The organism is Rhodococcus sp. 077-4, from assembly GCF_047782425.1.
GTDB lineage: Bacteria > Actinomycetota > Actinomycetes > Mycobacteriales > Mycobacteriaceae > Rhodococcoides.
In genome coordinates, this window is the sequence record NZ_JAJPWC010000001.1 from 308,489 (window position 1) to 332,227 (window position 23,739).

The 23,739-nt window shown below is 64.3% G+C and carries 29 protein-coding genes; 19 read left to right on the forward strand and 10 right to left on the reverse strand.

Features of this window, described 5'->3' with window-relative positions; genetic code table 11:
- The first annotated feature begins 7 nt into the window (after positions 1-7).
- The 7 genes from ACNEOT_RS01485 to ACNEOT_RS01515 are packed head-to-tail and all read left to right on the forward strand — an operon-like array spanning position 8 to position 3,113.
- On the forward strand, positions 8-283 hold the full coding sequence (locus tag ACNEOT_RS01485; RefSeq protein ID WP_415973617.1) for an Asp23/Gls24 family envelope stress response protein: 276 nt from the start codon (positions 8-10) through the stop codon (positions 281-283).
- A gap of 19 nt (positions 284-302) precedes the next feature.
- On the forward strand, positions 303-587 hold the full coding sequence (locus ACNEOT_RS01490; RefSeq protein WP_415971553.1) for a hypothetical protein: 285 nt from the start codon (positions 303-305) through the stop codon (positions 585-587).
- Between the two features lie 15 nt (positions 588-602).
- Positions 603-782: a hypothetical protein gene (locus ACNEOT_RS01495; RefSeq protein WP_027495126.1), complete on the forward strand. Its 180-nt coding sequence runs from the start codon at positions 603-605 to the stop codon at positions 780-782.
- Positions 775-1,143, forward strand: a complete 369-nt coding sequence (locus ACNEOT_RS01500; protein WP_415971555.1) for an Asp23/Gls24 family envelope stress response protein — start codon at positions 775-777, stop codon at positions 1,141-1,143. Before ACNEOT_RS01495 ends, ACNEOT_RS01500 begins: the two co-directional genes overlap by 8 nt.
- On the forward strand, positions 1,140-1,682 hold the full coding sequence (locus ACNEOT_RS01505) for a DUF6286 domain-containing protein (RefSeq protein ID WP_415971556.1): 543 nt from the start codon (positions 1,140-1,142) through the stop codon (positions 1,680-1,682). The genes ACNEOT_RS01500 and ACNEOT_RS01505 overlap by 4 nt, the downstream gene beginning before the upstream one ends.
- On the forward strand, positions 1,679-2,257 hold the full coding sequence (locus ACNEOT_RS01510) for a hypothetical protein (protein ID WP_415971557.1): 579 nt from the start codon (positions 1,679-1,681) through the stop codon (positions 2,255-2,257). Before ACNEOT_RS01505 ends, ACNEOT_RS01510 begins: the two co-directional genes overlap by 4 nt.
- A 52-nt stretch (positions 2,258-2,309) precedes the next feature.
- Complete coding sequence (locus ACNEOT_RS01515; RefSeq protein WP_415971559.1) at positions 2,310-3,113, forward strand: SDR family oxidoreductase; 804 nt, start codon at positions 2,310-2,312, stop codon at positions 3,111-3,113.
- A gap of 1 nt (position 3,114) precedes the next feature.
- On the opposite strand, the gene ACNEOT_RS01520 is transcribed toward ACNEOT_RS01515, so the two are convergent.
- Genes ACNEOT_RS01520 through ACNEOT_RS01530 form a run of 3 tightly spaced genes read right to left on the reverse strand, consistent with a single transcriptional unit; the run spans position 3,115 to position 6,725 of the window.
- Positions 3,115-4,080, reverse strand: coding sequence for an endonuclease/exonuclease/phosphatase family protein (locus tag ACNEOT_RS01520; RefSeq protein ID WP_415971561.1), 966 nt, complete (start codon positions 4,078-4,080; stop codon positions 3,115-3,117).
- Positions 4,081-4,094: 14 nt separating this feature from the next.
- Positions 4,095-5,393, reverse strand: a complete 1,299-nt coding sequence (locus ACNEOT_RS01525; protein ID WP_415971562.1) for a lipase family protein — start codon at positions 5,391-5,393, stop codon at positions 4,095-4,097.
- Between the two features lie 60 nt (positions 5,394-5,453).
- Positions 5,454-6,725 (reverse strand): HNH endonuclease, encoded by a 1,272-nt coding sequence (locus ACNEOT_RS01530; protein ID WP_415971564.1) that lies wholly within the window; start codon positions 6,723-6,725, stop codon positions 5,454-5,456.
- A 171-nt stretch (positions 6,726-6,896) separates the two neighbouring features.
- Here ACNEOT_RS01530 and ACNEOT_RS01535 point away from each other — a divergent pair, with 171 nt between their 5' ends.
- The 5 genes from ACNEOT_RS01535 (at position 6,897) to ACNEOT_RS01555 (ending at position 11,919) form a co-directional block, all read left to right on the forward strand.
- On the forward strand, positions 6,897-7,823 hold the full coding sequence (locus ACNEOT_RS01535) for a TIGR04222 domain-containing membrane protein (protein ID WP_415971566.1): 927 nt from the start codon (positions 6,897-6,899) through the stop codon (positions 7,821-7,823).
- A gap of 99 nt (positions 7,824-7,922) precedes the next feature.
- Positions 7,923-8,822 carry a TIGR04222 domain-containing membrane protein gene (locus ACNEOT_RS01540; protein WP_415971568.1) on the forward strand — a complete coding sequence of 300 codons (900 nt, stop codon included), beginning with the start codon at positions 7,923-7,925 and terminating at the stop codon, positions 8,820-8,822.
- Complete coding sequence (locus tag ACNEOT_RS01545; protein ID WP_415971570.1) at positions 8,819-9,658, forward strand: DUF692 domain-containing protein; 840 nt, start codon at positions 8,819-8,821, stop codon at positions 9,656-9,658. Before ACNEOT_RS01540 ends, ACNEOT_RS01545 begins: the two co-directional genes overlap by 4 nt.
- Before the next feature lie 320 nt (positions 9,659-9,978).
- Positions 9,979-11,211 (forward strand): molybdopterin-dependent oxidoreductase, encoded by a 1,233-nt coding sequence (locus ACNEOT_RS01550; protein ID WP_415973618.1) that lies wholly within the window; start codon positions 9,979-9,981, stop codon positions 11,209-11,211.
- Between the two features lie 18 nt (positions 11,212-11,229).
- Positions 11,230-11,919 carry a hypothetical protein gene (locus ACNEOT_RS01555; RefSeq protein WP_415971571.1) on the forward strand — a complete coding sequence of 230 codons (690 nt, stop codon included), beginning with the start codon at positions 11,230-11,232 and terminating at the stop codon, positions 11,917-11,919.
- Between the two features lie 18 nt (positions 11,920-11,937).
- Here ACNEOT_RS01555 and ACNEOT_RS01560 read toward each other — a convergent pair whose 3' ends face one another.
- On the reverse strand, positions 11,938-12,381 hold the full coding sequence (locus ACNEOT_RS01560) for an SRPBCC family protein (protein ID WP_415971573.1): 444 nt from the start codon (positions 12,379-12,381) through the stop codon (positions 11,938-11,940).
- A gap of 53 nt (positions 12,382-12,434) precedes the next feature.
- Positions 12,435-13,388 (reverse strand): D-2-hydroxyacid dehydrogenase, encoded by a 954-nt coding sequence (locus ACNEOT_RS01565; protein ID WP_415971575.1) that lies wholly within the window; start codon positions 13,386-13,388, stop codon positions 12,435-12,437.
- A 23-nt stretch (positions 13,389-13,411) separates the two neighbouring features.
- Here ACNEOT_RS01565 and ACNEOT_RS01570 point away from each other — a divergent pair, with 23 nt between their 5' ends.
- Positions 13,412-13,972 (forward strand): sugar O-acetyltransferase, encoded by a 561-nt coding sequence (locus tag ACNEOT_RS01570; RefSeq protein ID WP_415971576.1) that lies wholly within the window; start codon positions 13,412-13,414, stop codon positions 13,970-13,972.
- On the opposite strand, the gene ACNEOT_RS01575 is transcribed toward ACNEOT_RS01570, so the two are convergent.
- Together ACNEOT_RS01575 and ACNEOT_RS01580 are read right to left on the reverse strand one after the other, a co-directional pair.
- A complete protein-coding gene (locus tag ACNEOT_RS01575; RefSeq protein WP_415971577.1) occupies positions 13,964-15,544 on the reverse strand; it encodes an ABC transporter permease in 1,581 nt (526 codons plus the stop codon). The two genes, ACNEOT_RS01570 and ACNEOT_RS01575, sit on opposite strands and share 9 nt — an antisense overlap.
- Positions 15,541-16,341, reverse strand: a complete 801-nt coding sequence (locus ACNEOT_RS01580) for an ABC transporter ATP-binding protein (protein ID WP_415971578.1) — start codon at positions 16,339-16,341, stop codon at positions 15,541-15,543. The genes ACNEOT_RS01575 and ACNEOT_RS01580 overlap by 4 nt, the downstream gene beginning before the upstream one ends.
- Before the next feature lie 35 nt (positions 16,342-16,376).
- Here ACNEOT_RS01580 and ACNEOT_RS01585 point away from each other — a divergent pair, with 35 nt between their 5' ends.
- Together ACNEOT_RS01585 and ACNEOT_RS01590 are read left to right on the forward strand one after the other, a co-directional pair.
- Positions 16,377-17,180, forward strand: a complete 804-nt coding sequence (locus tag ACNEOT_RS01585; RefSeq protein WP_415971580.1) for an SDR family oxidoreductase — start codon at positions 16,377-16,379, stop codon at positions 17,178-17,180.
- 58 nt (positions 17,181-17,238) lie between these two features.
- Positions 17,239-18,804, forward strand: coding sequence for a Na+/H+ antiporter (locus ACNEOT_RS01590; RefSeq protein ID WP_415971582.1), 1,566 nt, complete (start codon positions 17,239-17,241; stop codon positions 18,802-18,804).
- On the opposite strand, the gene ACNEOT_RS01595 is transcribed toward ACNEOT_RS01590, so the two are convergent.
- Both ACNEOT_RS01595 and ACNEOT_RS01600 read right to left on the reverse strand, forming a co-directional pair.
- Positions 18,801-19,583: a pirin family protein gene (locus ACNEOT_RS01595; protein WP_415971584.1), complete on the reverse strand. Its 783-nt coding sequence runs from the start codon at positions 19,581-19,583 to the stop codon at positions 18,801-18,803. The genes ACNEOT_RS01590 and ACNEOT_RS01595 overlap by 4 nt on opposite strands.
- A gap of 34 nt (positions 19,584-19,617) precedes the next feature.
- Positions 19,618-20,109 (reverse strand): VOC family protein, encoded by a 492-nt coding sequence (locus ACNEOT_RS01600; RefSeq protein ID WP_415971586.1) that lies wholly within the window; start codon positions 20,107-20,109, stop codon positions 19,618-19,620.
- 84 nt (positions 20,110-20,193) lie between these two features.
- Here ACNEOT_RS01600 and ACNEOT_RS01605 point away from each other — a divergent pair, with 84 nt between their 5' ends.
- From ACNEOT_RS01605 to ACNEOT_RS01615, 3 genes are read left to right on the forward strand one after another with little or no spacing between them, the layout of a single operon-like run.
- Complete coding sequence (locus ACNEOT_RS01605; protein WP_415971588.1) at positions 20,194-20,646, forward strand: MarR family winged helix-turn-helix transcriptional regulator; 453 nt, start codon at positions 20,194-20,196, stop codon at positions 20,644-20,646.
- A complete protein-coding gene (locus tag ACNEOT_RS01610) occupies positions 20,643-21,365 on the forward strand; it encodes a pirin family protein (RefSeq protein ID WP_415971590.1) in 723 nt (240 codons plus the stop codon). The genes ACNEOT_RS01605 and ACNEOT_RS01610 overlap by 4 nt, the downstream gene beginning before the upstream one ends.
- A 14-nt stretch (positions 21,366-21,379) precedes the next feature.
- Entirely contained in the window at positions 21,380-22,189 is an 810-nt protein-coding gene (locus tag ACNEOT_RS01615; protein ID WP_415971592.1) for an alpha/beta fold hydrolase, read from the forward strand.
- Positions 22,190-22,192: 3 nt separating this feature from the next.
- Here ACNEOT_RS01615 and ACNEOT_RS01620 read toward each other — a convergent pair whose 3' ends face one another.
- Positions 22,193-22,624 (reverse strand): MarR family winged helix-turn-helix transcriptional regulator, encoded by a 432-nt coding sequence (locus ACNEOT_RS01620; RefSeq protein WP_415971593.1) that lies wholly within the window; start codon positions 22,622-22,624, stop codon positions 22,193-22,195.
- A 188-nt stretch (positions 22,625-22,812) separates the two neighbouring features.
- Here ACNEOT_RS01620 and ACNEOT_RS01625 point away from each other — a divergent pair, with 188 nt between their 5' ends.
- Entirely contained in the window at positions 22,813-23,736 is a 924-nt protein-coding gene (locus ACNEOT_RS01625) for a helix-turn-helix domain-containing protein (RefSeq protein WP_415971595.1), read from the forward strand.
- Positions 23,737-23,739: the final 3 nt, after the last annotated feature.

Below are 23,739 nucleotides of genomic sequence, written 5' to 3' on the forward strand. Positions count from 1 at the left end.
CCCGCACATGGCGGAGCGTGACAGGTCCGAGGACATCGCCGACGCCGTACTGGCGATCGACGGTGTCGTCGGGCTGCACGGCGGCATGTTCGGCGAGGCAGCGACGTACCTTCCCGGACGCCGGATCGCCGGCGTCCGAATCGGGGAGGACGGAACCGAAGTCCACGTGACACTCGAATTCGGTGTCGCGGTACGCGACACCGCCGAAGCAGTCCGGCGCACCGTGGCGGCGATGGTCGACGGGCCCGTTCACGTCACCGTCGAAGACATTGTGCGAGTCTGATCTGTGCGAGTCTGACCAGGTGAACGAGCATGCAGCGCACGACCGAGCCGCCGCGTACAAGGCGGCTCGGCGCGCTGTGGCCCGCCAACACCATCCCGACGTCGGCGGAGACCCGGCTCGCTACCTGGCCGAACTCGCCGAGGTCGACCGACTTTTCGCTGTCCGGCCCTCTACTCCTGCCAATGCAGCGAGCGCGCCGACGGCATTTCGCGCGTCGTCGATCCCGTCCCCGCTGCGCACCCTTCCCAAGCGGATCGCTCGCATCCACAAACGCGTCACCAGGCGCAACTACTTCGAACTCTGAGTGGAGATCAAGACCATGACCACTGCAACCATCGGTTTGTTCGTCGGCCTTCTGCTGGCCATCGCCGCGGCGGCCGGCGGTTTCACCGGCTTCCTCATCGCCATCGTTCTGGGCGGCCTCGGCTTCTTCGTCGGCCGCTACATCGACGGTGAGCTGGACCTGAACTCGATCATGCGTGGTCGCGGTCGTGACTGAGACAGCTGCTGCAGACCCCGGTGAGCGGGGTTCGCTGGAAATCAAGCACAAAGCGGTCGAGCGCCTCGCCGTCCTCGCTGCCCGTTGCACCGACGCGGTAACCGACCGTCACCCGGGACTGCGTGTCCTCGGTGGACGTGACCTACCCAAGGCCGACGTGACGGTCAGCGGCTCCCGCGTTCGCGCGCAGGTCGCTGTGGCCGTCACCTGGCCGTCGCCCCTGGCGAAAGTTGCTGCGGACGTCCGCGCCGCCGTGGCCCGGGACTTGTCGGAGCTGGGCACCTACACCGTCGACCGAGTCGATGTCACCGTCCAATGCGTACCCGCCGAGGCCAGCAGCGAAGAAGGGAGAGTGCAATGACCGAGAAGGCAGGCAAGAAGCCGGTAGCGAACCCGACCGCAGCCGTTCCCGCGATCCTGTTCGCTCTCGTCCTCATCGGTGCCGGAGTGGTTCTCGGCCGCGAGGCGCTGCTGAAGCTGGGCGCTCTCGACGGGCCCGAATGGGTCGGCCCCGCGGCCACCCACCTGGACGGCCTCACCGCTCAGCAGTGGATGCTGCCCGCGGGCATCGCCGCAGTCGTTTTCGGGTTCATCCTGGTCCTGGTTGCCGTCCGTCCGCGCCGACGCACCCACCGCGCCCTCACCGAGCCGAACGTCTGGCTCCGCAAGGGTGACATCGCCGCCGTGGCGCGGACCGCCGCTCTCGACAGCGTCGGAGTCGATTCCGCGACAGCCAAGGCCGGAAACAAGAAGGTCACCGTCGCCGTGTCGACCGTTGCAGGCACCGACACCTCGGAGCTGAAATCCTCGGTCGCCACCTCCGTTGGCGACGCCCTCCGCCCACTCGCGTCGGCACCGAAAGTCCGCACCCGAGTGCGAACGACAGGACAGACATCGTGAAACGCGCCACCGCATCGGTCGACCGAACCAGCACTGCCGTCGTCGGCCTGGCCCTGATCGCCCTCGGCGGCGGAGCAATCGCCTGGGAGCGTGGCAAGCTTCCCGGACGCGAGCGCCTCGATGCAGCCTTCGTCGACACCGCAGTCGATGCAGGCTGGTGGCCTTGGGCTCTGGGAGCAGCCGCCATAGCCCTCGTGCTGGTCGGTCTGTGGTGGTTGCTCGCGCACCTGCCGCGCCGTTCGGTCGGCACCGTCGCCTTCGCCTCCGCGGCAGATCCGGACATCGACGGCAGGCTCAGCGTCGATCTGGGAACTGCTGCCCGCAGCGCCGCCAAGTCCCTGGCCGCGCACCAGGGCGTCGTATCGGCGACCGGTCGTTCGGTCTCCGATCGCGGGCAGAGAGTCGTCGAGATAACCGCGACGCTGGACCCCGCAGTGACCTCGCTCGAAAAAGTGGCCGGCGCCGCAGCACGCACGCGCAATGACATCGTGACCTCGCTCGACGGCACCCCGGCTGCGGTGCGAATCCTGTTGCAGTGCGGCAAGTCCAAGAAGCAGGTCGTTCGCGTCAGCTGACGTCTTTCCGTTCCGCACCCGACCGTGATCGTCATACCGTACGCTGTACGGTATGACGATTCTGGTAACCGGAGCCACCGGCAACATCGGCCGCATGCTCGTCGACCACCTTCTGGCCGCAGGACGAACCGACGTGCGTGCGCTGACCAACCATCCCGAACGCGCACGATTGCCCGCGGGCGTCGAGATCGCCGAGGGGTTCCTCGGTCGAGTGAATTCTCTGCCCGACGCCCTGGTCGGCGTCGACCAGATCTATCTGGCTCCGTATCCGAGCACGATCGAACCCGTGCTCGAACTCGCCCGCAACGCGGGCGTGAGGCATGTCGTCGATCTCGCCGGTCCGCCGGAGAACTGGTGGAATCCCATCTCGGTAGCGGTCGAGCGGTCCGGAATGCACTGGACTCACCTGTGGCCAGGCGAGTTCATGGAGAACTCCACGATGTGGGCGGAGCAAATCATCGAATCCGATTGTGTCCGTGAGCCGTTCCCCGATGCCGCCAATGCCCCGATCGCCATGGAAGACATCGCCGCAGCGGCGGCAGCCGTACTGATCGACGAGGAGTCGCATCACGGCCGGGCTCACATACTCACCGGGCCCGAAACTCTGACGCGCACAGAGCTATTGGACAGGATAAGCACCGCTCTCGGCCGTCCCCTGACCTTCGAGACGGTCAGTAGACAGGAGACGATCGACGACTTGACCCCCAGCATGGGGGACTTCGCAATCACCTACGTGGACGGACTCGAGTCCTCGGTGGACAACCCTCAACCGGTCGACGGGACACTCGTCGACATCACCGGCACTGCTACGACATTCATGCAATGGGCGCAGCGCAATGTCGACTCGTTTCGATGACCTACCGGTCGAACTCGATCTCCCCGATCAATCCGTGATGGTCCGATCCCGGTAGATCGATTCGCTCCAACGATCGAGCGTGACCGGTGTTGGTGAGAATGTGGTCGATCCCGACGACTGCGGGGGTACCCTTGTCCGTGGGATACGTCGGAATCAGACCCTTCCCCAATTGCGCTGCGGCGTCGGAGTATCCGGCATCGAGCAGGTTGCGGAACTTCTTGTGCGAGTAGGTGGTGTTGAAGTCTCCGCTGACGATCACCGGCCCGCTGACCGATACCGCCTCCAATTCGTCTCGGAGCGTGTCCAATTCGGCGGTCCAGATGTCGGCCGGGGTGATGTATGCCGGGCCGGGATGCACCGCCAGTAGCGAGATCGGCTCGGAACCGGGAACCTCCACCTCGGTTGCGAGATTCACCGGACCGTATCCGTCGAGTTCTCGGCTACCGGTAATCGGGAACCGGCTGTAGATTCCGGCTCCGCCGCCACCTGTCACGTGTGGCTGGAGGTAGCTGTAGGGAAACTGTTCTTCCATACCGGCGTCACGCAGGCCGATCACCGATGCGTCGGTCAGCTCCTGGATCGTGACGATGTCGACGGCGTTCTCGCGGGCCTGGCCGACAACGACCGCCGGATCTGCCATCCCGATCATCAGATTCGCCTGCATCACGCGCAGCCGCACGCCCTCCGACTCCTCAGGCGCTGCGTCCGCCACGTAGAGCGGTGCGTAAGCGAATGCGCCTGCGGCCAGCACCAGTGCCGACACTCCCGCCAGAACCCAGCGTCGACCGATCAACGCCACCAGAGCACCGACCACGACGGCGACGAACATCAACGGAACGAACGAGGCCAGCGCGATCAACACGTTGACTCGGGTGTCGGTGTAGTACGCACCCATAGCCACGAGCCCGGTGACGATGCCCAGAGTGGCGATCGTGCCGGTGAGTATTCGTATCCAGGTTCGTTTCACCGGTCCGAGGGTAGCTACGCCCGAACGCCGACGACCAGCGCTGTGATCGTGGTCCAGGTCAGCGCCATCAAGTCGCGCACCGCCGAGACCGATGACGCCGTGGACCACACCGTTCGCGTCGATGGATCCGGGACCGGAAGGCCTGCGAATCGGTCGGCCAACCAGTCCAGCGTCAGCGACGCACTGAGCGGATGCAGCGAAATGTGTTCGCTCAACCGATCCCGGAGGTAGGTCACGTGCGCGCCCGCTTCGATGTACCGATCCACCTGTCCGTCCACGTCGTCGACGGCGATGATCTGATCGTTGACCGACTGGACCACCAGCAACGGTGCGGACGGAGCTGTTCGACCCGGCTGGATGTCCTGGAAGACCTGCACGATCTCGGGCAGAGCCAGCAGATCGGCCAACGGGAGGTCTGTGTAGCGATCCAGATCGTGTTTCCCCAGTGTGGTGACGGCGCGGACGGTCGTCATCTTCTCCACGGAGTCGAGAATGCGCATCCCCTCCTCGTCGACGTGCTGGCGAATGACCCGGTCCAGTTCGGGATAGGTGCGCCGCAGCCCGGCCACCACCAGAGTGGGCAACGCCGAATGGAACGTTGCGTTCAGCCTCATGAACGCCGAACCCGGATCGCCGACGGGGGAGCCGAGTGCGGCACCGACCAACTCGATCTCCGTTGCGTATTCCGGTGCCATCTCCGCTGCCCAGGATGTCGCGAGCCCGCCGCCCGAGTAGCCCCACAATGCGACGGGCGTCTTCGCGTGCAATGCCAACGGCTCGAACGACAACGCCGCGCGGACGGCGTCGAGCGTGCAGAAACCGGGTTCCTGCGGCGAGCCCCAGTGCCCGTCCGGACCCTCGTGATCCGGGATCGAGATGGTCCACCCGCGGCGCAGAGCATGCAGGACCAGCAAGAATTCGAACTGCGGAACCGCGCCGAACGCCCGCGAACCACGCCGAAGCGCATAGGACGGGAAACACGAGGAGGCGACGCCGTCGATCGCACACTGATACGAGAGCAGCACAGGCTCGGCGTCGCGCGGGCGAAGGACTGTCGTAACGCTGGCCTGCGGAAACCCACCGAGATCCGCAGTGCGATACAGCAGCTGCCATGCGTCGACTCGCTGGCGAACGCGACCGAACATCGCGACGTCGACCGGCCGAACTTTCAGAATCGTCCCCGGCAGAGCCGCTTCGTACCCGTCGGGCGCGGCGTAGAAGGGGTCGTCCTCGGGCCTCGTCGCGTCGCTGCGCCTCGGTGCTCGTTCCACCGGCCAGGGCGATTCGTCCCCCACTGATCTGTCGACGCTCATGTCCCACCGCTTCTTGTCCGAGTCTCGTCGTCACACTAACTTGCTCGTCGCGCGGTTCACTCAGGCAGCCTGCCGCCAGTTGGTGATCAGGACATCGGTCGCGTAGCTCAGGTCGAGACCTTCCCCGCCCCAATTCGGGATGATGGCGTCGGGTTCGATGTCGTCGTGTCGTCGCCTGAGATCGGCGGCGTCGCCGGACACCGCGGGCGCATGAATCATCTCGGTTCCCGAGGGATGGCGGAACGAGAAGCGTTGATGGCCAAGGGCTTCGATGATAAAATAGCCGTCGTGCAACGCTCGATGGTGTTCGCCGCACAGCAGCACCAGGTTGTCGAGCGTGGTCTCACCACCGCGCGAGCGGTAGGTGACGTGATGCGCATGCAGAAACCGAGTGCGGCCACATCCGGGTACTGTGCAGCACCGATCTCGAATGATCAACTGCCGCATCTGACTTCGGCCGGGGTGTGGGGCGGTGGTACTCCATCGCACGGTCTTACCCAGGCGCCCGTGACCGACTGTCCGCATCACTGCAGTGCACAGCACCTGAGCCAGCGTTTCGTCGTCGAGTCCGGGACCGTCGTCGAAGTGGGAATGATCGCAGCCCGCTTCGCTGCTGTCGCCGATGTGGACCAATACCTCCGCGACAGGGGAGACAACAGGGGATTTCAGGCCGCTGCACATCATCTCCGCCATCGAGATCATCGCCGGCACAGGGTTCGGCGGTGCCGGAGCTGCCCGATCTGCTCCCGACTCCTCATCCGTGCGGGTCCGCTCGTACTCGGCCCTGGTCAAGGCGGCCAGAAACCGCTTGCCGTCCTCGGGCCGAAAGCGTGCCGTCAGCACCAGCGAGCCGTCTTCCTCGTCCCAGCGCCACCGTCCCACGCACGGATCGGCGTCGACACCGTTCCGCCGGGTGGGCCGCATCGCCTTCTTCAGGCCGCGGCAGAGACGTTCGATATGGGCGGCGGGCGCATCGAGTGCCTTCTGCAGCAGCGACGCCTCGTTGTCGGCTGTTGCAACGCGGGTCATCGCACGGACCTTGGAGTACGAGACCGTGCCGTTCAGATACGCAGAGGTGATCAGCGGAAGCTCTCGCATCGCTTTGGCCACGCGCACCTGCTCACGAGCCGTGTGCAGATCGACTCCCGCGCGCCAGGACAACCAATGTGCACACGACCGCACTTCCCAGGCCGCCCATCCACGTCGCGTGTCGAATTCTCCCACCAGGATCAGATACTGCGCCGACGCTGCAGCGATCTGACCTGCCAGCGCGCAGATCTCGGTCTCGATTTCTTCGATCTCGACCGACCCCGCCTCGACCGTGTCGCTCATGAACGCCCCCATTCATCGAATGCATGTTCGATAAAGGTACGACGAGGCACCGACAAGAACTTCCTGCAGGCAGGAAAAGCGTCCCCGCGGAGACGTTATTGCTCTTGCTTTCTCGCCGGTGCGCCCGATACTGACACCAGACGCTTCTTCCGAGCGAAGGGTGGTGCAGTGATGACCGGTACCGACACCTGGGGCATATCCGGCTCCGACTTCCTGCACTGGTATCTGATCGCAGCCGTGCTCGCGGTCGTACTGACGGTGCTGGGCAATTGGATTGCAGACAAACGGTCCGTTTCATCCGCCCCGGCGGTTCGGGTGCTCACGCCTCCCGAGGTCGGCGCGTTGACCAGCGACACCCAAGCCGTCCTGGCATCGCTGGCCATGCTGCGTGGGGCCGATGTGATCGACTCGAGCGGCCGTTCCCTTCGAACTCCCACGACCACCGAACTCACCCATCTCGACTGGTTCACCCGCATCGTCCTGTTGCGGCTCGGTAACGGCACCGCACCATTGGTCCGCTCCCGACTCTTCGCCAACACGTCCGGGGCCCGCGCAAAATTGCGTAGAGGATTGGTCGACGAGGGGCTGCTCTACGGCCGGTCGACGCTCGGCGCGTCGACGATCCGCGTGTTCCCCATACTGTTCGTCGTGGCCGTCGGAGTCGCACGGGTGACCCAGGGTCCGAGGAACGGCAACCCGGTGCTGTTTCTGGTCGGAATCATCGCCCTACTGCTACTGACGCTTCCCTTCGTGCACCGTCGGCGGCGACGTACCGCCCTCGGCGAGGCCGAAGTCCGCCGTCTTCGTCAGGAGAACGACTACCTCGCGCCCAGCTTACGCCCGTCGTTCACCGCATACGGTCCCTCGCGCGCAGGAATGTCGGCCGCGCTGTTCGGAACGAGTGCGTTGATGATGCTCGATCCCGCGATGGCGGATGCGTTGAGTCACGGCGTCGCACAGGTCGGTCAGGCCCCGTTGGTCGGGTTCGGCGGCACATCCGGATCCGGCGGCAGCGACAGTGGATTCGGCGGTGACGGCAACGGTGGTGGCTGCGGCGGTGGAGGCGGCGGTGGAGGCGGATGCGGCAGCGGCAGTTGAGACGTTGCGTCCCCGCGGGGACGTTTCAGGGCTTGCTTTCTCGCTGTTTGGCCCGATACTTGCACCAGATACTGGTTTCGACCGAAGGGTGGTGCAGCCGTGGGGAATACCGACACCTGGGGGATTGCCAGCGCTGAGTTCCTGCGGTGGTATCTGCTCGCAGCCGTTCTCGCAGTCGTTGCAACGCTGGTGGGCAACTGGCTCGACGCACACCGGACCGTTGCGGCCTCGCCGACCGGCCGGGTACTCACGCCGCCCGAGGTCGGGGTGCTCACCAACGACGAGCAGGCGGTGATGGCGTCGTTGGCCATCCTGCGCGGTGCCAACGTGATCGATTCCAGCGGCCGCGCCCGGCGAGGCCTGACCGATACCGAGCGCGTGCAGCTGGATTGGTTCACCCGCACCGTCCTCGAACGACTCGGCAGCGGAAAGGCACCCCTGGTTCGATCCCGCCTGGTGTCGAACATGTCCGGGGCTTGCGCGCAGCTGCGCAGCGCCCTCGTCGACGAGGGCCTCATGCACGGCGCGAACGCGCGTCCCATGCTGGCCCGGATGTTTCCGATCCTCTCCGTCGCGGCTGTCGGCATCGCCCGCATTGCTGCAGGCGTCGCCAACGAGAAGCCGGTGGGTTTTCTCATCGTCATCGTCGTCTTGCTGCACGTCGCGCTTCCGTTCGTCATTCGCCGACCACGTCGTACCGCCCCTGGAAACGAAGCGCTCCGACGCCTTCGCGCCGAGAACAACTACCTCGAGCCACGGGCTCGCCCGTCGTTCACCGCGTACGGTCCGTCACGCGCGGGCATGTCGGCGGCCCTCTTCGGAGCGGGAGCGTTGATGGTGCTCGATCCGGCAATGGCGGGTGCTCTGAGCTACGGATCAGCTCACGCCGGTGGAGCTGCATCGTTCGGTTTCGGTGGTGACGGCGGTGGTGGTAGTGGTGGCGACGGAGGCGGAGGCGGGGGTGGAGGCTGCGGGGGCGGCGGTGGGTGCGGAGGGTGACGGTGGAGACTCTGCCCACCGGCCTCGGAATCGGTTGGCGCTCCGAGATTTCGGGGATCATCTCGCAGTTGCCGGGGCTCGCGTTCTGCGAGGTGATCGCCGAGTCGATCGGTGATCGTGTTCCCGACCGCCTCGCCGCACTCGGCGTGCCCGTCGTCACGCACGGAATTGCCCTGTCGTTGGGCGGTGCCGAGCCCTTGGAGCAGCATCGAATTGCGCAGCTGGAAAGAGTGGCCTCGCTGCTCGGCTCACCGATCGTCAGCGAGCACATCGCCTTCGTTCGTGCCGACGGAATCGAGGCCGGGCATCTGCTTCCGGTGCCACGGACCCGCGAAGCCCTGACGGTGCTGACCCGGAACATCTCCCGAACTCAGGACGGCCTTTCCGTCCCCTTGGCAGTGGAAAACATTGCAGCACTGTTCGATTGGCCGGATGACGAGCTGACCGAAAGCGAGTTCCTTGCCGAGCTCGTCGAACGCACCGGCGTCACCCTGGTGCTCGATATCGCCAACGTCTATGCCAACGCGCTGAACCGGGGTCGCGACCCATGGACCGAGCTGGCACGGTTGCCCCTGGACCGAATTGCCTACTGCCACATCGCCGGTGGCACGGTTCGCGACGGTGTTTACCACGACACGCACACCGCTCCCGTTCCCCACGAAGTGCTCGGGCTGCTCCGCACCTTCACCGCGGCGGGCCACCGCGCGCCGTTGATGCTCGAGCGCGACGGTCATTACCCGCCCGAGGACGAGCTGCTCGACGAACTCGACGCCATCGCCGATTCCGCCGGCCTGACGCGCATCACCCCAGATCGTTCGTCGTGCACGACGATGTGAGCGAGAACCTCGCGCGCCGCCAGAAGGACCTCATCCGCGCGCTCGTTGCGGGAGAATCACTTCCCTCCGGGTTCGATTCCGCCACCATCGACACCGTGCGAACCGCTCTGCTGCGCAAGCGGGCAGCCGAGATCGCGGCTCGGTACCCGGCGGTACCGTCGGCGTTGGGTGAGAGATACGGCGAACTCTTTCACCGATGGGCGTCCAATCGACCGAAAGTATCCACCGCCGCCGATGCGGAAGCCTTCTACGCGGCAATGGGTCGGGACGGTGAGTTGGACGCGACACATCCGGTACCCACCGGGCAGCGAATGCACTACATGGCCGACGCACGCAACCCTCTCGCGCGCTTTCGCAGTCCGCTGCGCGGCACGTGGCTGACGTCGCTGTTCGGCGCGGTACTGCTGTTCGCGTTGCCGATCGTCATCGTGACCGGGCTGCTCTCCTACAGCGCGTACGGGCCGCAGTTCGGTCAGGCGCGGCCGGGTGCCGTCGGGTGGCTGCGGTTGCCGTTCTTCGACTGGCCGACGAACCCCGCCTGGCTCTACCAGCTCACGCAGGGTCTGCACGTCGGACTCGGCCTGATCATCGTGCCGCTCGTCATCGCCAAACTGTGGTCGGTGATGCCCAAGCTCGTCGAACTTCCGCCGGTGCGCTCGCCCGCGCATGCGCTCGAACGGTTGTCGCTGTTGGCACTCGTCGGCGGATTGTTGTTCGAGATCGTCACCGGTGTTCTCAACATCCAATACGACTACGTGTTCGGCTTCGACTTCTACGCCGCTCACTACTTCGGTGCGTGGGTGTTCATCTCGGGATTTCTGGTGCATCTCGGCCTCAAAGTTCCGCTGATGTTCCGCACTCTTCGCTCGGAGTCGTTGATGGACGTGCTCCGCGCACGGAACGAGGCACCCGACCAGAGCAGCGACAAGACGTCAGCGACCATGAGCCGACGCGGGGCCATCGGATTGGTCGCTGCCGGAATGGGTTTCATCGCCGTGTTGACGGTCGGCCAGACGGTCGGTGGAGTTCTGCGCAAGGCCGCCATTCTGCTACCTCGCGGGCGCTCGTACGGCGACGGCCCCAACGACTTTCAGATCAACCGGACGGCCGAGGCCGCGGGGATCACCGACACACAGACGGGGGCCGATTGGCAGCTGACCATCAGCAGCACAGCCCAGGACGCCGTGCCGATCGTGCTGTCCCGAGGCCGGCTGATGTCGATGCCGCAACACACGGCCGAACTTCCCATTGCGTGCGTCGAAGGATGGTCGACCGTTCAGACGTGGACCGGCGTGCCGCTGGCCGAACTCGCCGCGCTGGCAGGCGTGCCGGCACCGCGATCGGCCGAGGTGGGCTCGCTCGAGCAGAACGGAGCATTTACGCGAGCCGTGTTGCAGGGAAATCAAGCGGTGCACCCGGACTCGTTGTTGGCCTTGAAAGTCAACGGGGTCGATCTCTCGCTCGATCACGGCTATCCCGCCCGCGTGATCGTCCCGGCGCTTCCGGGCGTGCACAACACCAAATGGGTTGCCCGCATCGTGTTTCGTTCCTGACTTTCCAAAACTGCGTGAATGGTAAACAATCTTTCATCGGTGGCCCGTGGGGTTGCCGACGAGGGCGCGTTCCCTCGCCTGGATGAGCTCGAAGGTGTCGCCACGATGCACGCATTCTCCAGAGGTCTGTTCGCCGCAGGTGCAGCGCTCACGCTGCTGTTCGCTGCCGGCTGTTCGTCGTCCGACGCGGGCAACGCCGTTGCCGCGGACACCACCGCCAACTCCTCGACGTCCGCAGCTCCCAGCACCACCGACGACGTGTCCGGCCAGGAAGGCATCGATGCCGGCGGCTCCACCGATATCGACGTCGAGATCGGTCAGTGCGTCAAGCTCGGCGGGACCATGACGGCCGCCACCATCGAGAACGCCGAATGCGGCAGCATGGAATCGAACTACAAGGTCATCGCCAAGGCCGAGCTGAACGAGCAGTGCCCCAGTGATGTGAATCAGACCTACTACGAGACTCTCGACGGCGTGGAGCAAGGCGCTCTGTGCCTCGACGTCGACTGGGCGATCAACGGTTGCATGAGCGTGCCCACCGGAGGCATGGACGAGCCGGCCCGAGTCGACTGCGCCGATCCCAGCGCGACGAACGTCGAACAGGTCACCGAAATCAAGACCGGTACTTCCGATCCCAACGACTGCCCCGAAGGCGGATTCGCCTACGAGGCACGGCAATTCGTCGTCTGCACCACTACGATCTCCTAGCGGACGCTGGGCGGTGTGCTAGCCGGCCGCTTCCAACCGCGCCCGGAGTGTCGACTCGGTATACCGAATCGCTTGGCTCACAACAGGTTCGACCACGGCCCCGAGCACCCTGCCTGCGATCCCACCGGGCAGGGTGTACCGAAACACGACGTCCAGACGGGTATTGCCGTCGGCCGTATCGGAGAACGACCAGGTGGACGAGTTGGACAGGCCCTCGACGGACTCGAGCGTGAGCCTTTCGTTTCGGACCCACTCGGTCACGTGCACAACGGAGGTGAGGGCCTTCGGCCCGATCTGCATCGTCGCGCCGTAGGTGGCACCGAGACCGGACAGGATATCGCCCGTCGGCTCGAAACGAGTGATGCCGAACATCCACTGTGGAACGTTCTCGAAGTCGTCCATGTAGGCGAAGGCCGCCTCACGGCTGGTCGACGCGACGGCCGAACGATTGATTTCACGCACTCGTGCACACTAGTACACGCGACTTCGTGTTACACATACTTTCGGCCCGGTTCCTATCGGCGGACGTAACCTGCCTGCTTGTCGACCACATTGGCCAATGGCTCGTTCCGTCGATATTTGTGGAGGTTGTCCTCGAACAGCAACCACAGACGTTCCGCGAAGTCGTCCGCGTCACCTGCCAGATGTGCGGTCACGATGACGTTGTCCAGGCCCCACAGCGGGCTCGATTCCGGCAGCGGCTCGACCTCGAACACATCGAGCACGGCCCACCCGATGGAACCCGAGGCAAGAGCGTCGCACAAGACGTCTTCGTCGACGATGGGTCCGCGGGCGATATTGACCAGGCCCGCGTCATGCCGCATGGCCGTGAGCACCTCGGAGTCGACCAGTCCCCGGGTGGCGTCGGTCAACGGTGCCGCCAGCACGATCACGTCGTATTCGCCTGCATGGGAGGGCAGGTGCGCGACGTCCCGGATTCTCGCGAAGTCCGAATCCCCCGGCCGCTCGGAGGTTGCCGCAGCGTCGACCTTCATCCCGAGAGCGCCGAGCATCCGGCCGATTTCGCGTCCTATCGAACCCGGACCGACTACGAGGGCGTTCCGACCGGAGATTCCGGCCGTCATCCGATGCTCCCAGACCCGCTCCCGCTGTCGACGCAGCGCCTGAGGCAGCTTCTTCACCGATGCCAAGATGCCAGCGGCAACGTACTCGGCAATCGCACGGTCGAGAATGCCGGCCGAGTTGGTCAACAGCCAAGGGCCGTCACGAAGAACCGGATCCAACAATCGATTGACTCCGGCGCTCGACGCGTGGACCCAACGCAGGTTGTCGGCGTTCGGCCACACGGCCCGCAGATCGGCGGTCTCGAACGTTCTGAACAGGAGGACCTCGGCCCACGACACCGCGTCCGCGAGATCGGCGATGGTGCAGCTCTTGAACTCGACTCCGTCCAGCGAGGGAAGTAGTCGGCGGTCCGAGTCGTTCTCGACCACAAGTACGTTGATCACAGGACAACGATAGTGTCTCGTCCATGGGCGAGAATCGGGATCGTATGTTGCGCGGCGAGCTCTATCGGGACAGCGATCCGGACCTGGTCGCGTCCAGGGTGCGATGCGGGACGCTGCTGGACCGGTTCAATGCGACGACGGCAGAACAGAACACGGAGAGGCGCAGGATTCTCGACGAGTTGCTCGGCTCCATCGGACCGGACTCGTGGATCATGCCCAGATTCCAATGCGATTACGGCACATACATTTCCATCGGATCGAACAGCTTCCTCAACTACGACGCGATTCTGCTGGACTGCGCGCCCATCACCATCGGTGACGACGTATCGATCGGTCCACGAGCACAACTGCTGACGGCACTGCACCCCATGGAGGACCACGAGGCGCGTCGAACACGTTGGGAGAGCGCTCTTCCCATCACCATCGGAAACAACGTCTGGCTCGGCGGCGGGGTCATCGTCTGCCCGGGAGTGACGATCGGCGACAACTCGGTGATCGGTGCCGGCAGCGTCGTCACCCGAGACGTACCGTCGCACACATTCGCGGCCGGCAACCCGTGCCGAACGATTCGCGCTCTACCGTGACAGCACCGCGTTCAAGATCTTGTCCGAGTCACGAACCAACGTGGATACGGCAATCCGCGCACCCCACCAGAACCCCAGCCAACCGATAGCCGCAGCCACGGGTACGGACAGGTACGCGTAGGCACCGGGAAGCAGTGCCAGGAGCAGGCCGGGAACAACCGACACGGCCATCACCACTATCGACAGCATGATCAACGCGAACGAGCTTCCGTTGAACGACCCGCGGGTGTTCAACGAGAAGGCCTTGGTCGGCTCGGGAACCGGATAGGCGGCACGCACCGAGATCGCGACGGTCAACCCGGCACCGACCCCGAGCATCGAAACAGTCACCGAGATGGGGATCTCCAGCCGGTGCAGGCCGAGATCACCGAACACTCGGACCACCAGTGTCGAGGCGATCGCGAAGGGTGCGGCCACCATGAGCCACGCGATCTGCCGACCACGGACATCGTCGCGGAGAGCCTGCGGGATCATCACCAGGTGCCACATCGAACTCCCGTCGAGGCCATAAGAATTCGATCCGGCACCCATCGCCATGAAGATCACGATCCACGCACCCCACGCCGAACCGAACGGAATCGAGTCGGTCACCAACGGACCGACACCTCCGAGCACCGTGAAGATGAGGACCGACAGCAGCTGACTTCGACGCCGCATGTCACCGCGCCACAGGGACAGCTCGCGCGTCACCACCGCACCGACTCGCGTTGCCCGCCAGCCGGTCTCCCCGTCGCGGCCGTTCGCCGCTGTCTGTTTCCGTGACGCGCCGTGCGAGGTGGACACCCGTCCCTCGAACAGCCGCAGGACAAGCCGCTGCCACAACCACACCAACACGCCGTCGAGCACCAACAGTCCCGCCACCGCGCCGACCGCCAGCGGCCAATTACCGTCCAGCGCAGCATCCACCCCGGTGATTCCCCAACTGAACGGAATCGAATGAGCCAGTGTCAGAGGCCATGTCACCTCACCGGACAACACCCTGGAGAAGTTCTGGGTGATGGGGAACTGCAGGAAGTACAGGCCACCGAACACTGCACCGAACGCCAGCAGCGCAAACTCTCGACTGCGCCGACTCTTCAACAGTTGAGACATCGCCACTGTCACCACCCTGGACAGGGTGACGAAGAAGACCACAGTTGCAGGCCAGGCCACCAGGGCCAGCGGGAGAGCTGCGAGAAAACGCGAGGCGGCGTAGATCGGGATCGACGCGGCCGCGATGGTGGTGAGCGGCACCACCATTCCGTAGGCCGACGTGCTCAACATCGCACGCGCCAGTCGGGGTGGATCGATCGCCAGCATCTGGAAGTGGCGAGGCTGGATGTTGTCGTCGGAGATTCCGGACAGGACCGGGAACAGCACCCAGCTCAGGCCCATCAGTGTCAGCCCGAGGCTCGCGGTGCCGCCGACCAAGACCTGCGAGGATCCACTGCGCGCAGCCAACACACATGCCACGACGGCCAAGACCAGTCCCAGCAACCCGAACACGGTTTTGACGACCGCTTGCCCGCCCTTGAACTGCCTGCGGTAGAGCGTGATTCGCATCTGCAGAACAGTGCGCACGATCGACGTCACGAGCGCATCCAGGACAGACCGTCGGGGTTCTGCTGGCGAGTGCCCACCAGCCGAACGAAGGCGTCGTCCAGGGTTCCGCCGGCCCGGACCTCGTCCACCGTTCCCGCCGCGACGACGCGTCCGCCGGTGATGACACCGACATGAGTGCAGAGTTGCTCGACGAGCGCCATCACGTGGCTCGACAGAATCACCGACCCTCCGGACCGGACGAACTGAACCAGGATGTTCCGAATCGTGGTGGAGGAGATGGGGTCGACCGCCTCGAACGGCTCGTCCAGTACGAGAAGGCGTGGGCCGTGCAGCAGTGCCGAGGCCAATCCGATCTTCTTGGTCATACCCGCGGAGTAGTCGGCGATGACGGTTCCTCCGGCGTCGGCCAGATCCAGTGCGTCCAACAGCTCGTCTCGACGCTGCGCGATGACGTCTTCCGGCATCGCGCGCAGCCGTCCGAAATATGTCAGGAGTTCGTGGCCGGTGAACTGCGACGGCAGCGCCAGCCCGTCGGGCAGCACGCCGAGAAGTTCTTTCGCGGCGATCGGATCGGCCCAGACGTCGCGTCCGAACACCAGGCTTCGCCCGTACTGCGGCCTGAGCAGGCCGACTGCCATCGACAGGCAGGTGGTCTTGCCCGCACCGTTCGGGCCGACGAGACCGAACATCGACCCGGGCGGAACCATCAGCGACAGGTCGTCGACGGCAACCTTGGGGCCGAACGCCATGCAGAGATGCTCGATCAGCAGAGCAGCAGAATTCGTTTGCACGCGTAACAGACTAACCGGTACGGCCCCACTCGTCATCCGCTCCGAATCGACCGCGCCGGTACCATTCGGGCATGAATCGCACGGCAGTGGTCACCGGAGCTTCGTCGGGTATCGGACGCGCGGTCGCGCAGCAACTCGTCGCACGGGGTTATCGAGTGATCGGCACTTCTCGCAATCCGAATTCGATGACCGAGGACCAACGGGCCGGCGGCGTCGAGTACCGCGCTCTCGACCTCACCGATTCGGAATCGATCCGCACCTTCGCCGCCGACCTCGGCGAAGTAGACGTGTTGGTCAACAATGCCGGCGAGAGCCAGTCCGGGCCGTTCGAGGAACTACCGACCGACGCCATCGAGCGGCTGTTTCAGCTCAACGTGTTCGGCGCAGTGACGTTGTCGCAGAACGTCATTCCCGGGATGCGCGAGCGTGGGTACGGTCGCATCGTGATGGTGGGATCGATGCTGGCCAGCTTCCCTCTCGCTTATCGCTCGTCCTACGCCTCGACGAAGGCCGCCATCAAGGGCTTCTCCGACGCGGCGCGCCTGGAACTCTCGCCCTTCGGCGTGTGGATGACCACCGTCGAGCCGGGGTCGATCAACACCGGAATCAGTGAGCGGCGAACCAAGTACATCGCATCGGATTCGGTCCATCGAGACGACTTTCATACCGCCATCTCGTCACTGGATCGCAAGGAAGCAGGCGGCATCTCCGCAGACGACGTCGCCGAGGTGGTCCTCAAAGCCATCGAGGCCGACAAGCCGAAACCGTTGTACGCCAGGGGAAGCAACGCGCCGGTCGTGTTCCTCGCGCGGCGGTTGCTGCCGGCTACGTTCATGGAGAGAACCATTGCGAAGATGTTCGGCCTGAAGAGGTAGTTTGAAGCCATGACCTGCGGGAATACGGCTGTGTGAACAAAATTTCTCTCGACCGACCGTGGTAGAGACCCTCGGGCTCGTACTGGCAGCCACAGGCCTCATCGTCGCCGCGCAGGTGATCTCGAAGAAAACGACGCTTCCCGCAGCGGCATTGCTGACTCTGGCCGGGTTGGCGGTGTCGGCCTCTGCGTTGCCGGACATCGTTCTCGACCCCGAGGTCGTACTGACGCTTGTGATTCCGCCTCTGCTGTACAGCGCTGCGCTCAATTCCTCGCTCGTGGCCATTCGTCGCAATGTGTGGACGATCCTGAGCCTGTCCGTGGCCCTGGTGGTCGCCACCGCGGCACTGGTAGGAGTGGGACTCTGGCTGCTCGTACCCGGCATCACGCTGGCGGCCGGGATGGCGCTCGGTGCCGCCGTGGCACCACCGGACCCGGTGGCCGCGCTGGCCGTGGGTCGACGGGCAGGCATCCCACCGAAACTGGTGACCCTCATCGAGGGGGAGGGACTGCTCAACGACGCCACCGCACTGACGATGCTCACCGTTGCGATCACGGCTATCGCGAGTCAGGACATGACAGCGGCCCATGCCGGCGGACTGTTCGTGCTGGCTGCAGTCGGCGGCATCATCGTCGGGCTGGTCGTTGCCCTGTCGATTCGATTGGTGCAGAGGTTCGTTCACGATTCGCTGCTGCTCAACATCGTGTCGCTGGCGACGCCGTTCGTCGCCTATCTCGCGGCAGAAGAGGTCCACGCTTCCGGCGTCCTGGCCGTTGTCGTTGCGGCGCTGGTGATCGGCCATCACACCCGTCACGCAATTTCGGGTGCCAGCCGTCTGCAGACCACCGCAGTGTGGCGGCTGATCGACCTGCTGCTCGAGGGGTTCGTGTTCCTGCTCATCGGCGAACAGCTGCCGACAGTGGTACGTGGTCTGTCCGCGTATTCGGGTACCACCATCGCCCTCGCTGTCGGAGTCACTCTCGCCGGAGTTCTGCTGCTGCGGCCGCTGTGGTTGCTCACGACCGGGCTCTCCGCGCGTGAAGCAGTGGTGATGAGCTGGGCAGGCACCCGCGGCGTCATCACCGTCGCCGCCGTGTTCACGTTGCCGCTGACCATCGACTCGGGCGAGCCGTTTCAGAGCCGAGATCTGTTGCTGTTCTGCGCATTTCTCGTGGTCCTGGTGACCGTCGTGGGGCAAGGTCTGACGTTCGCTCCGCTGGTGCGGAAATTGAATGTCGTGGCCGATCCGGCCGCCGAGGCACGGCTGAGAAACGAAGCGCGGGAGGGTTCGACCAAAGCTGCGCTGTCGCAGCTGGACCGAATCGCCGACGAGGAGAACCTCGACGACGAGGGGCGGGAGATGCTGCGTCGCGAATTGGAGCATCGCATCGACCGCTACCATCGCCGTCTCGATCACCTCGACGAGTCCGATATCGGCGACGCGGTGATCTCACCGGAACAGACCGCGGCGATGACCACACGTCGCCGCATCCTCGACGTCGAGCGGGAGGAATTGTTGTGCTGGCGAGACGCCGGCCGACTGCCGGACAACAGCATGCGCAGTCTCGAGCACGAGCTCGATCACGAGGAGCATTCCTTCCGCCCGCATCGAGAGACCGATTAGCCGGCGATCGCGGCGTGCATCTCCCAGACGATCACTTCGGCTCCGGTGGCGGAGCCGATCTTCTGACCGCCGCCTCCGCTGATACGCACGGCGTCACCCTCGGCGAGTATTCCGACGCCTTCGAGCATCGCTTCGCCTTCGGCGACGAAGATGTGCACAAACGGCGCGTCCGGAATTTCGACGGGAGCCTGGCCGGGCTGCAGGCGTGCCGCGTGCATGGCCGCATACTTGTTCTTGATGCGGATTGCCGCGTGATCGGCATGGTCGGGCATGCCGGATGCGACGGGAACCAGGCCGCCGCTGAGCAATTCACCGTCAATCTCGAGTTGTTCGTAGCCCGGGGTGATGCCCTGTTCGTCGGGCACGACCCACATCTGGACGAACCGAACCGGATCGCCGTGCTTGCCCGAGTACGTGCCGGCAGTCTCGCCGAGCCGCCACGAATCGTTCTTCTCCGAGTGCAGGATGCCGGTTCCTGCGCTCATTCGCTGAGCCAGACCCGGGTAAATGACGCCGGAGTGGCCCATCGAGTCCTGGTGCACCAACGAACCCTGCAGGACCCAGGTGACAATTTCCATGTCGCGGTGCGGGTGGGTGTCGAAACCCTGACCAGGAGTGACGATGTCGTCGTTGTTGACCATCAGAACGCCGTGGTGAGTATTACCGCGATCGAAGTGATTGCCGAAGGAGAAGGAGTGCTTTGAGTCGAGCCAGCCGATCTTGGTCTTGAATCGGTCGTCGGCGCGGCGAACGTCGGGTGTGGTTGCTGCAGAGGTCATGTGGTGTGCCTCGATCTTTCGAGTATGCGGATGCCTACAGGACGTGCGAGCCGTACATCTCGCCGAGCGGATCGGCGATCAATTCCAGGCGGGCACCATCGGGATCGCGGAAGTACAGCGAGACCTCACTGTGCTCGATCAGCTCGATACCGGCGTCGATCAGCTTGGTACGCAGGTGTTCCCAGCGGGTGGGCTCCACGCTGATCGCCACGTGGTGAAGTCCACCGAGCACCTCTTTGTACGGTCCGACATCGAGGCCGGGAAAATCGAAGAACGCGAGAAGGTTGCTGTTGCCGATGTCGAAGAAGAAGTGCGACGAGCCCGGGTAATCGCGGTTCTCGATGAGCTCGGTCAGCGGGAACTCGAGCAGGTCCTGATAGAAGCGGACGGTTGCTTCGACGTCACTGCTGATCAACGCGGTGTGATGAAGGCCGCGAGCCGACGATGCCGGCCGCTCACCCGCCGGCTTCAGGTGCTGGTCGCGGATGCGGTCCCGTTCGATGGAGTGCTGATCTGTCTCGGTCATCGCTGTACCTCCGGTCAAGTAGTTGCTTCGTCAACTACTGAGAACAGTACACCGGATAGTTGCGTTGTCAACTACTATGCAGACATGAACTCTCCACGGTGGCTCAGCCAGGACGAACAGCTGGCCTGGCGCGCATATCTCGACGCCACACGCCTGCTTCTGCGTGATCTGGACAACCAGCTCACTCGCGACTCCGGAATCTCGTTCACCGACTTCGAGCTGCTGGTCGTCCTCTCCGAGGCACCGGATCACCGCAGACGCATGAGCCAACTCGCGGACGCAGTCACCACCACCCGCAGTGGCGTCACAAGGGCGATCAGCCGACTCGTCGAATGCGGATGGGTGCGCCGCGTCAAATGCGACGACGACAAGCGAGGCATGTCGGCCGAGCTCACCGAGGCCGGGCTCGACACCCTGGCCGCGGCGAGCCCCGGTCACGTCGAGGCGGTACGACAGAACATGTTCGATCTCATGGACCCGAACGATCTGGGCGCGCTTGCCCGAACATTCTCGGCGATGCGGGACCACGCGTCGTGACGCTCATCCACATCCCCAGCGAAGATCGGCATCACTGGTGGAACGAGTGGCTCGACTCCAAGCAGTCGTTTCCCGCCACCGGAAACTACGATCTGGCGGCCAATGCACATGGGCTGCTGATGGTGCACAACGAGGACACGGTGTTCCCGGGCGAGGGGTTCGACTCCCATCAGCACGAGAACATGGAGATCGTGACGTGGGTACTGGAAGGAACGTTGAAACACTCGGACTCAGAGGGTAATTCAGGTCTGATCTACCCCGGCCTCGTTCAACGCATGAGTGCGGGAACCGGTATCCGACACACCGAACGCAACGCTTCGAGTCTGACCAGCCGCGACAGACTGCGCGTCGTGCAGATGTGGATTCCGCCGGACACCGACGGACGGGTGCCGTCGTACGAAGAACTCGACGTGCGAGACGAATTGGCGTCCGGTGAGCTGGTCGGCGTGGCATCGGGAATGCCCGACAGAAGTGGGGTGCGTATCGGCAATCGCTTTGCGGCACTGCATGTTGCACGACTCGAGCCTGGACAGCCGATCACCGTGCCGGACGCGCCGTTCGGTCACGTCTTCGTCGCCGACGGTTCCGCGATGTTCGAGGACATCGGAGCCGTCGAACAGGGTGATGCAGTTCGACTGACCTCCACCGGAGGGCACCGTGTGACAGCATCGACGACGAGCGAGATTTTGATCTGGGAAATGCACGCCGAGTTCGCGTGAGGGGAGCGCCGACCATGCCGACTGTCGTCACCAACGATGCCGTCACCCTGAATTACCTGGACGAGGGAACAGGCCCGACGGTCGTACTTGTCGCGGGCTTCTGCGCGCCCGCGACCACCTGGGCGCTACAGCAGAAAGCGTTGGTGCGAGCCGGTTATCGCGTTCTTGCTCTCGACCGACGTGGGCACGGTGACTCCGACGCACCTACGCATGGAGCATCGATGAAGCGGCACGGTCGCGATCTCGAGAACTTCCTTGCGGCGGTGGGCGTCACCGACGTCGTCTTGATCGGCGGCTCGATGGGTGCGAGCACCGTCTGGTCGTACATCTCGCAATTCGGCACAGAGCATGTGCGGGCCGTCGTATCGGTGGATCAGACGCCGAAGATGGTGAACAGTGCCGACTGGCCCAACGGCTTCTACGGACTCACCGACGATAATCGAGCATCGTTCTTCGACAGAGGAATACCCGCGACGGGCCACGGCCGGCCCCAGTGGAAGTCCGTGCCGTCACTGCTGAGACTCGTGGTCGCACTGCGCGCGATGCCGAAGATGGCCTCACCCGACGCAGCCCCGATGAAAACCCTGCTGGACGATCATGCGGCACAGGATTGGCGCGGGACCATCGCGGCGACCGACAAGCCGATTCTCATGATCGCTGGGCGCGACAGCCAATTCTGGCCTGCCGCTCACGCGTCGGATGCCGTCGGACGCAATCCATACGGCCGATCGGTGATTCTGGAGGATTGCGGACACGCGGCGAACATGGACCGTCCGGGCAAATTCAATGCGACGATGCTCGATTTTCTGGGCTCGCTCGACTGACATTCACCGCCCGGCTCGATCCAACGCGTCCGCGCACGCGCTCAGACTCCGCAGCATCGACAACCGGTCGTGCTCGGACAGCGACTCGATCATCGCGCTCTCCACCTCGGCAACAGCAGCCGATGCGCGCTCGAGCCGTTCCAGCCCTCGAGCAGTGACATGGAGGCGTTGCTCGCGACCGGTCCCCGTGACCTCCACCAAGCCTTCGCGCGTGAGTCCGGCGAGCAGCTGATGCGTGGCCTGCCTGGTGACGAACACCCCTCTGGCGAGGTCGGCGTTGGAGAGTCCCGGCGTGTGCGCGAGAAGTTCGAGACTCGCATACTGCGACACCGTCATGTCCAGCGCACGCAGTCGCTCGTCCATCGCCGAGCGCAGCGCCGAAGTGGCCCGCTTGAGGGCATATCCGATCGAGGTGTCGAGATCCACGTGGCTCATGTCAATATCTTGACATGCACGGGCCCTGATCATGGCATCCTGACTGCGACCCGACTCCGCAACCTGAGGGACCCACCATCTTCAGAATCCTGATCGACCGCATGATCGCGGCATCCAACGCACCACGACAGCCGGCCAAGCCCCCGGGGCCGATTTTGCTCGCGTTCACAACAATCGCGGTCGTCCCGTTGGTATTCATATCCGGGCATTGGTGGCCCTCACCGTACGGACGCTTCGCGTGGCTGGATCCGTTGCTCATCGGTGCAGCAGCGGTTTTGGTGTTGCTGACCGTGGGGCTGATCTGGGCCATTCGCACCCTCCACGTCGTCGGCCAGGATCGCCGCTGGTCATGGTGGATCCTGCCCGCTCCGATCGTGGTGGGAATCGGGGCGTTGCTGATCATGATGCAGTCGGACCAGGTGACGACCGACTCGTGGCTCGAATTTGCAGTCTTGGCAGGAGTTAGCACCCGACGAACTCCGAAAGAACTATTGCGAAATATTTCTTTCGGGTTATGGTGCTTCATGACCCCACCACCTCCGGCTCGGACGCCACGGAAGCTGACGGACATGTCCGAGCTCAAGGCGCTGACGCATCCCATCCGACTGCGCCTGCTCTATGCGTTGCGCGCCAACAAGTCGATGACGGCAACCCAGCTCGGTGATCTCGTGGACGAGTCGCCCGCCTCGGTGAGCTACCACCTGCGCAAACTCGCCGAACACGGCTTCGTCAAGGAGGTCGAGAACGGATCGGACAAGCGTCAACGCTGGTGGTCGGAAGCCAACGAGAACGGGTTCAGCTGGTCCGAGAACGACTTCGCCGATTCACCCGAATCGTTGTCGGTTGCGAAGGCCTCCAAGGACTCCTGGTTGGCGCACCAGTGGTCACGGCTACGCGACTTCGATCGGACCTCGGAATCCTGGGGACCGGAGTGGGTGTCGGCAGCGTTCAGTAGCGACAACGTCTTGCGCCTCACAACAGGCGAAACCGCCGAGATGGATCTGGAACTACGGGCTGTCGTGGACAAATGGCGGCGACACGGCGAGAACGCGACCTCGGGGGAACGCGAACACGTCATGGTCCTGATGCACGGATTCCCCACCACACCATAGGAG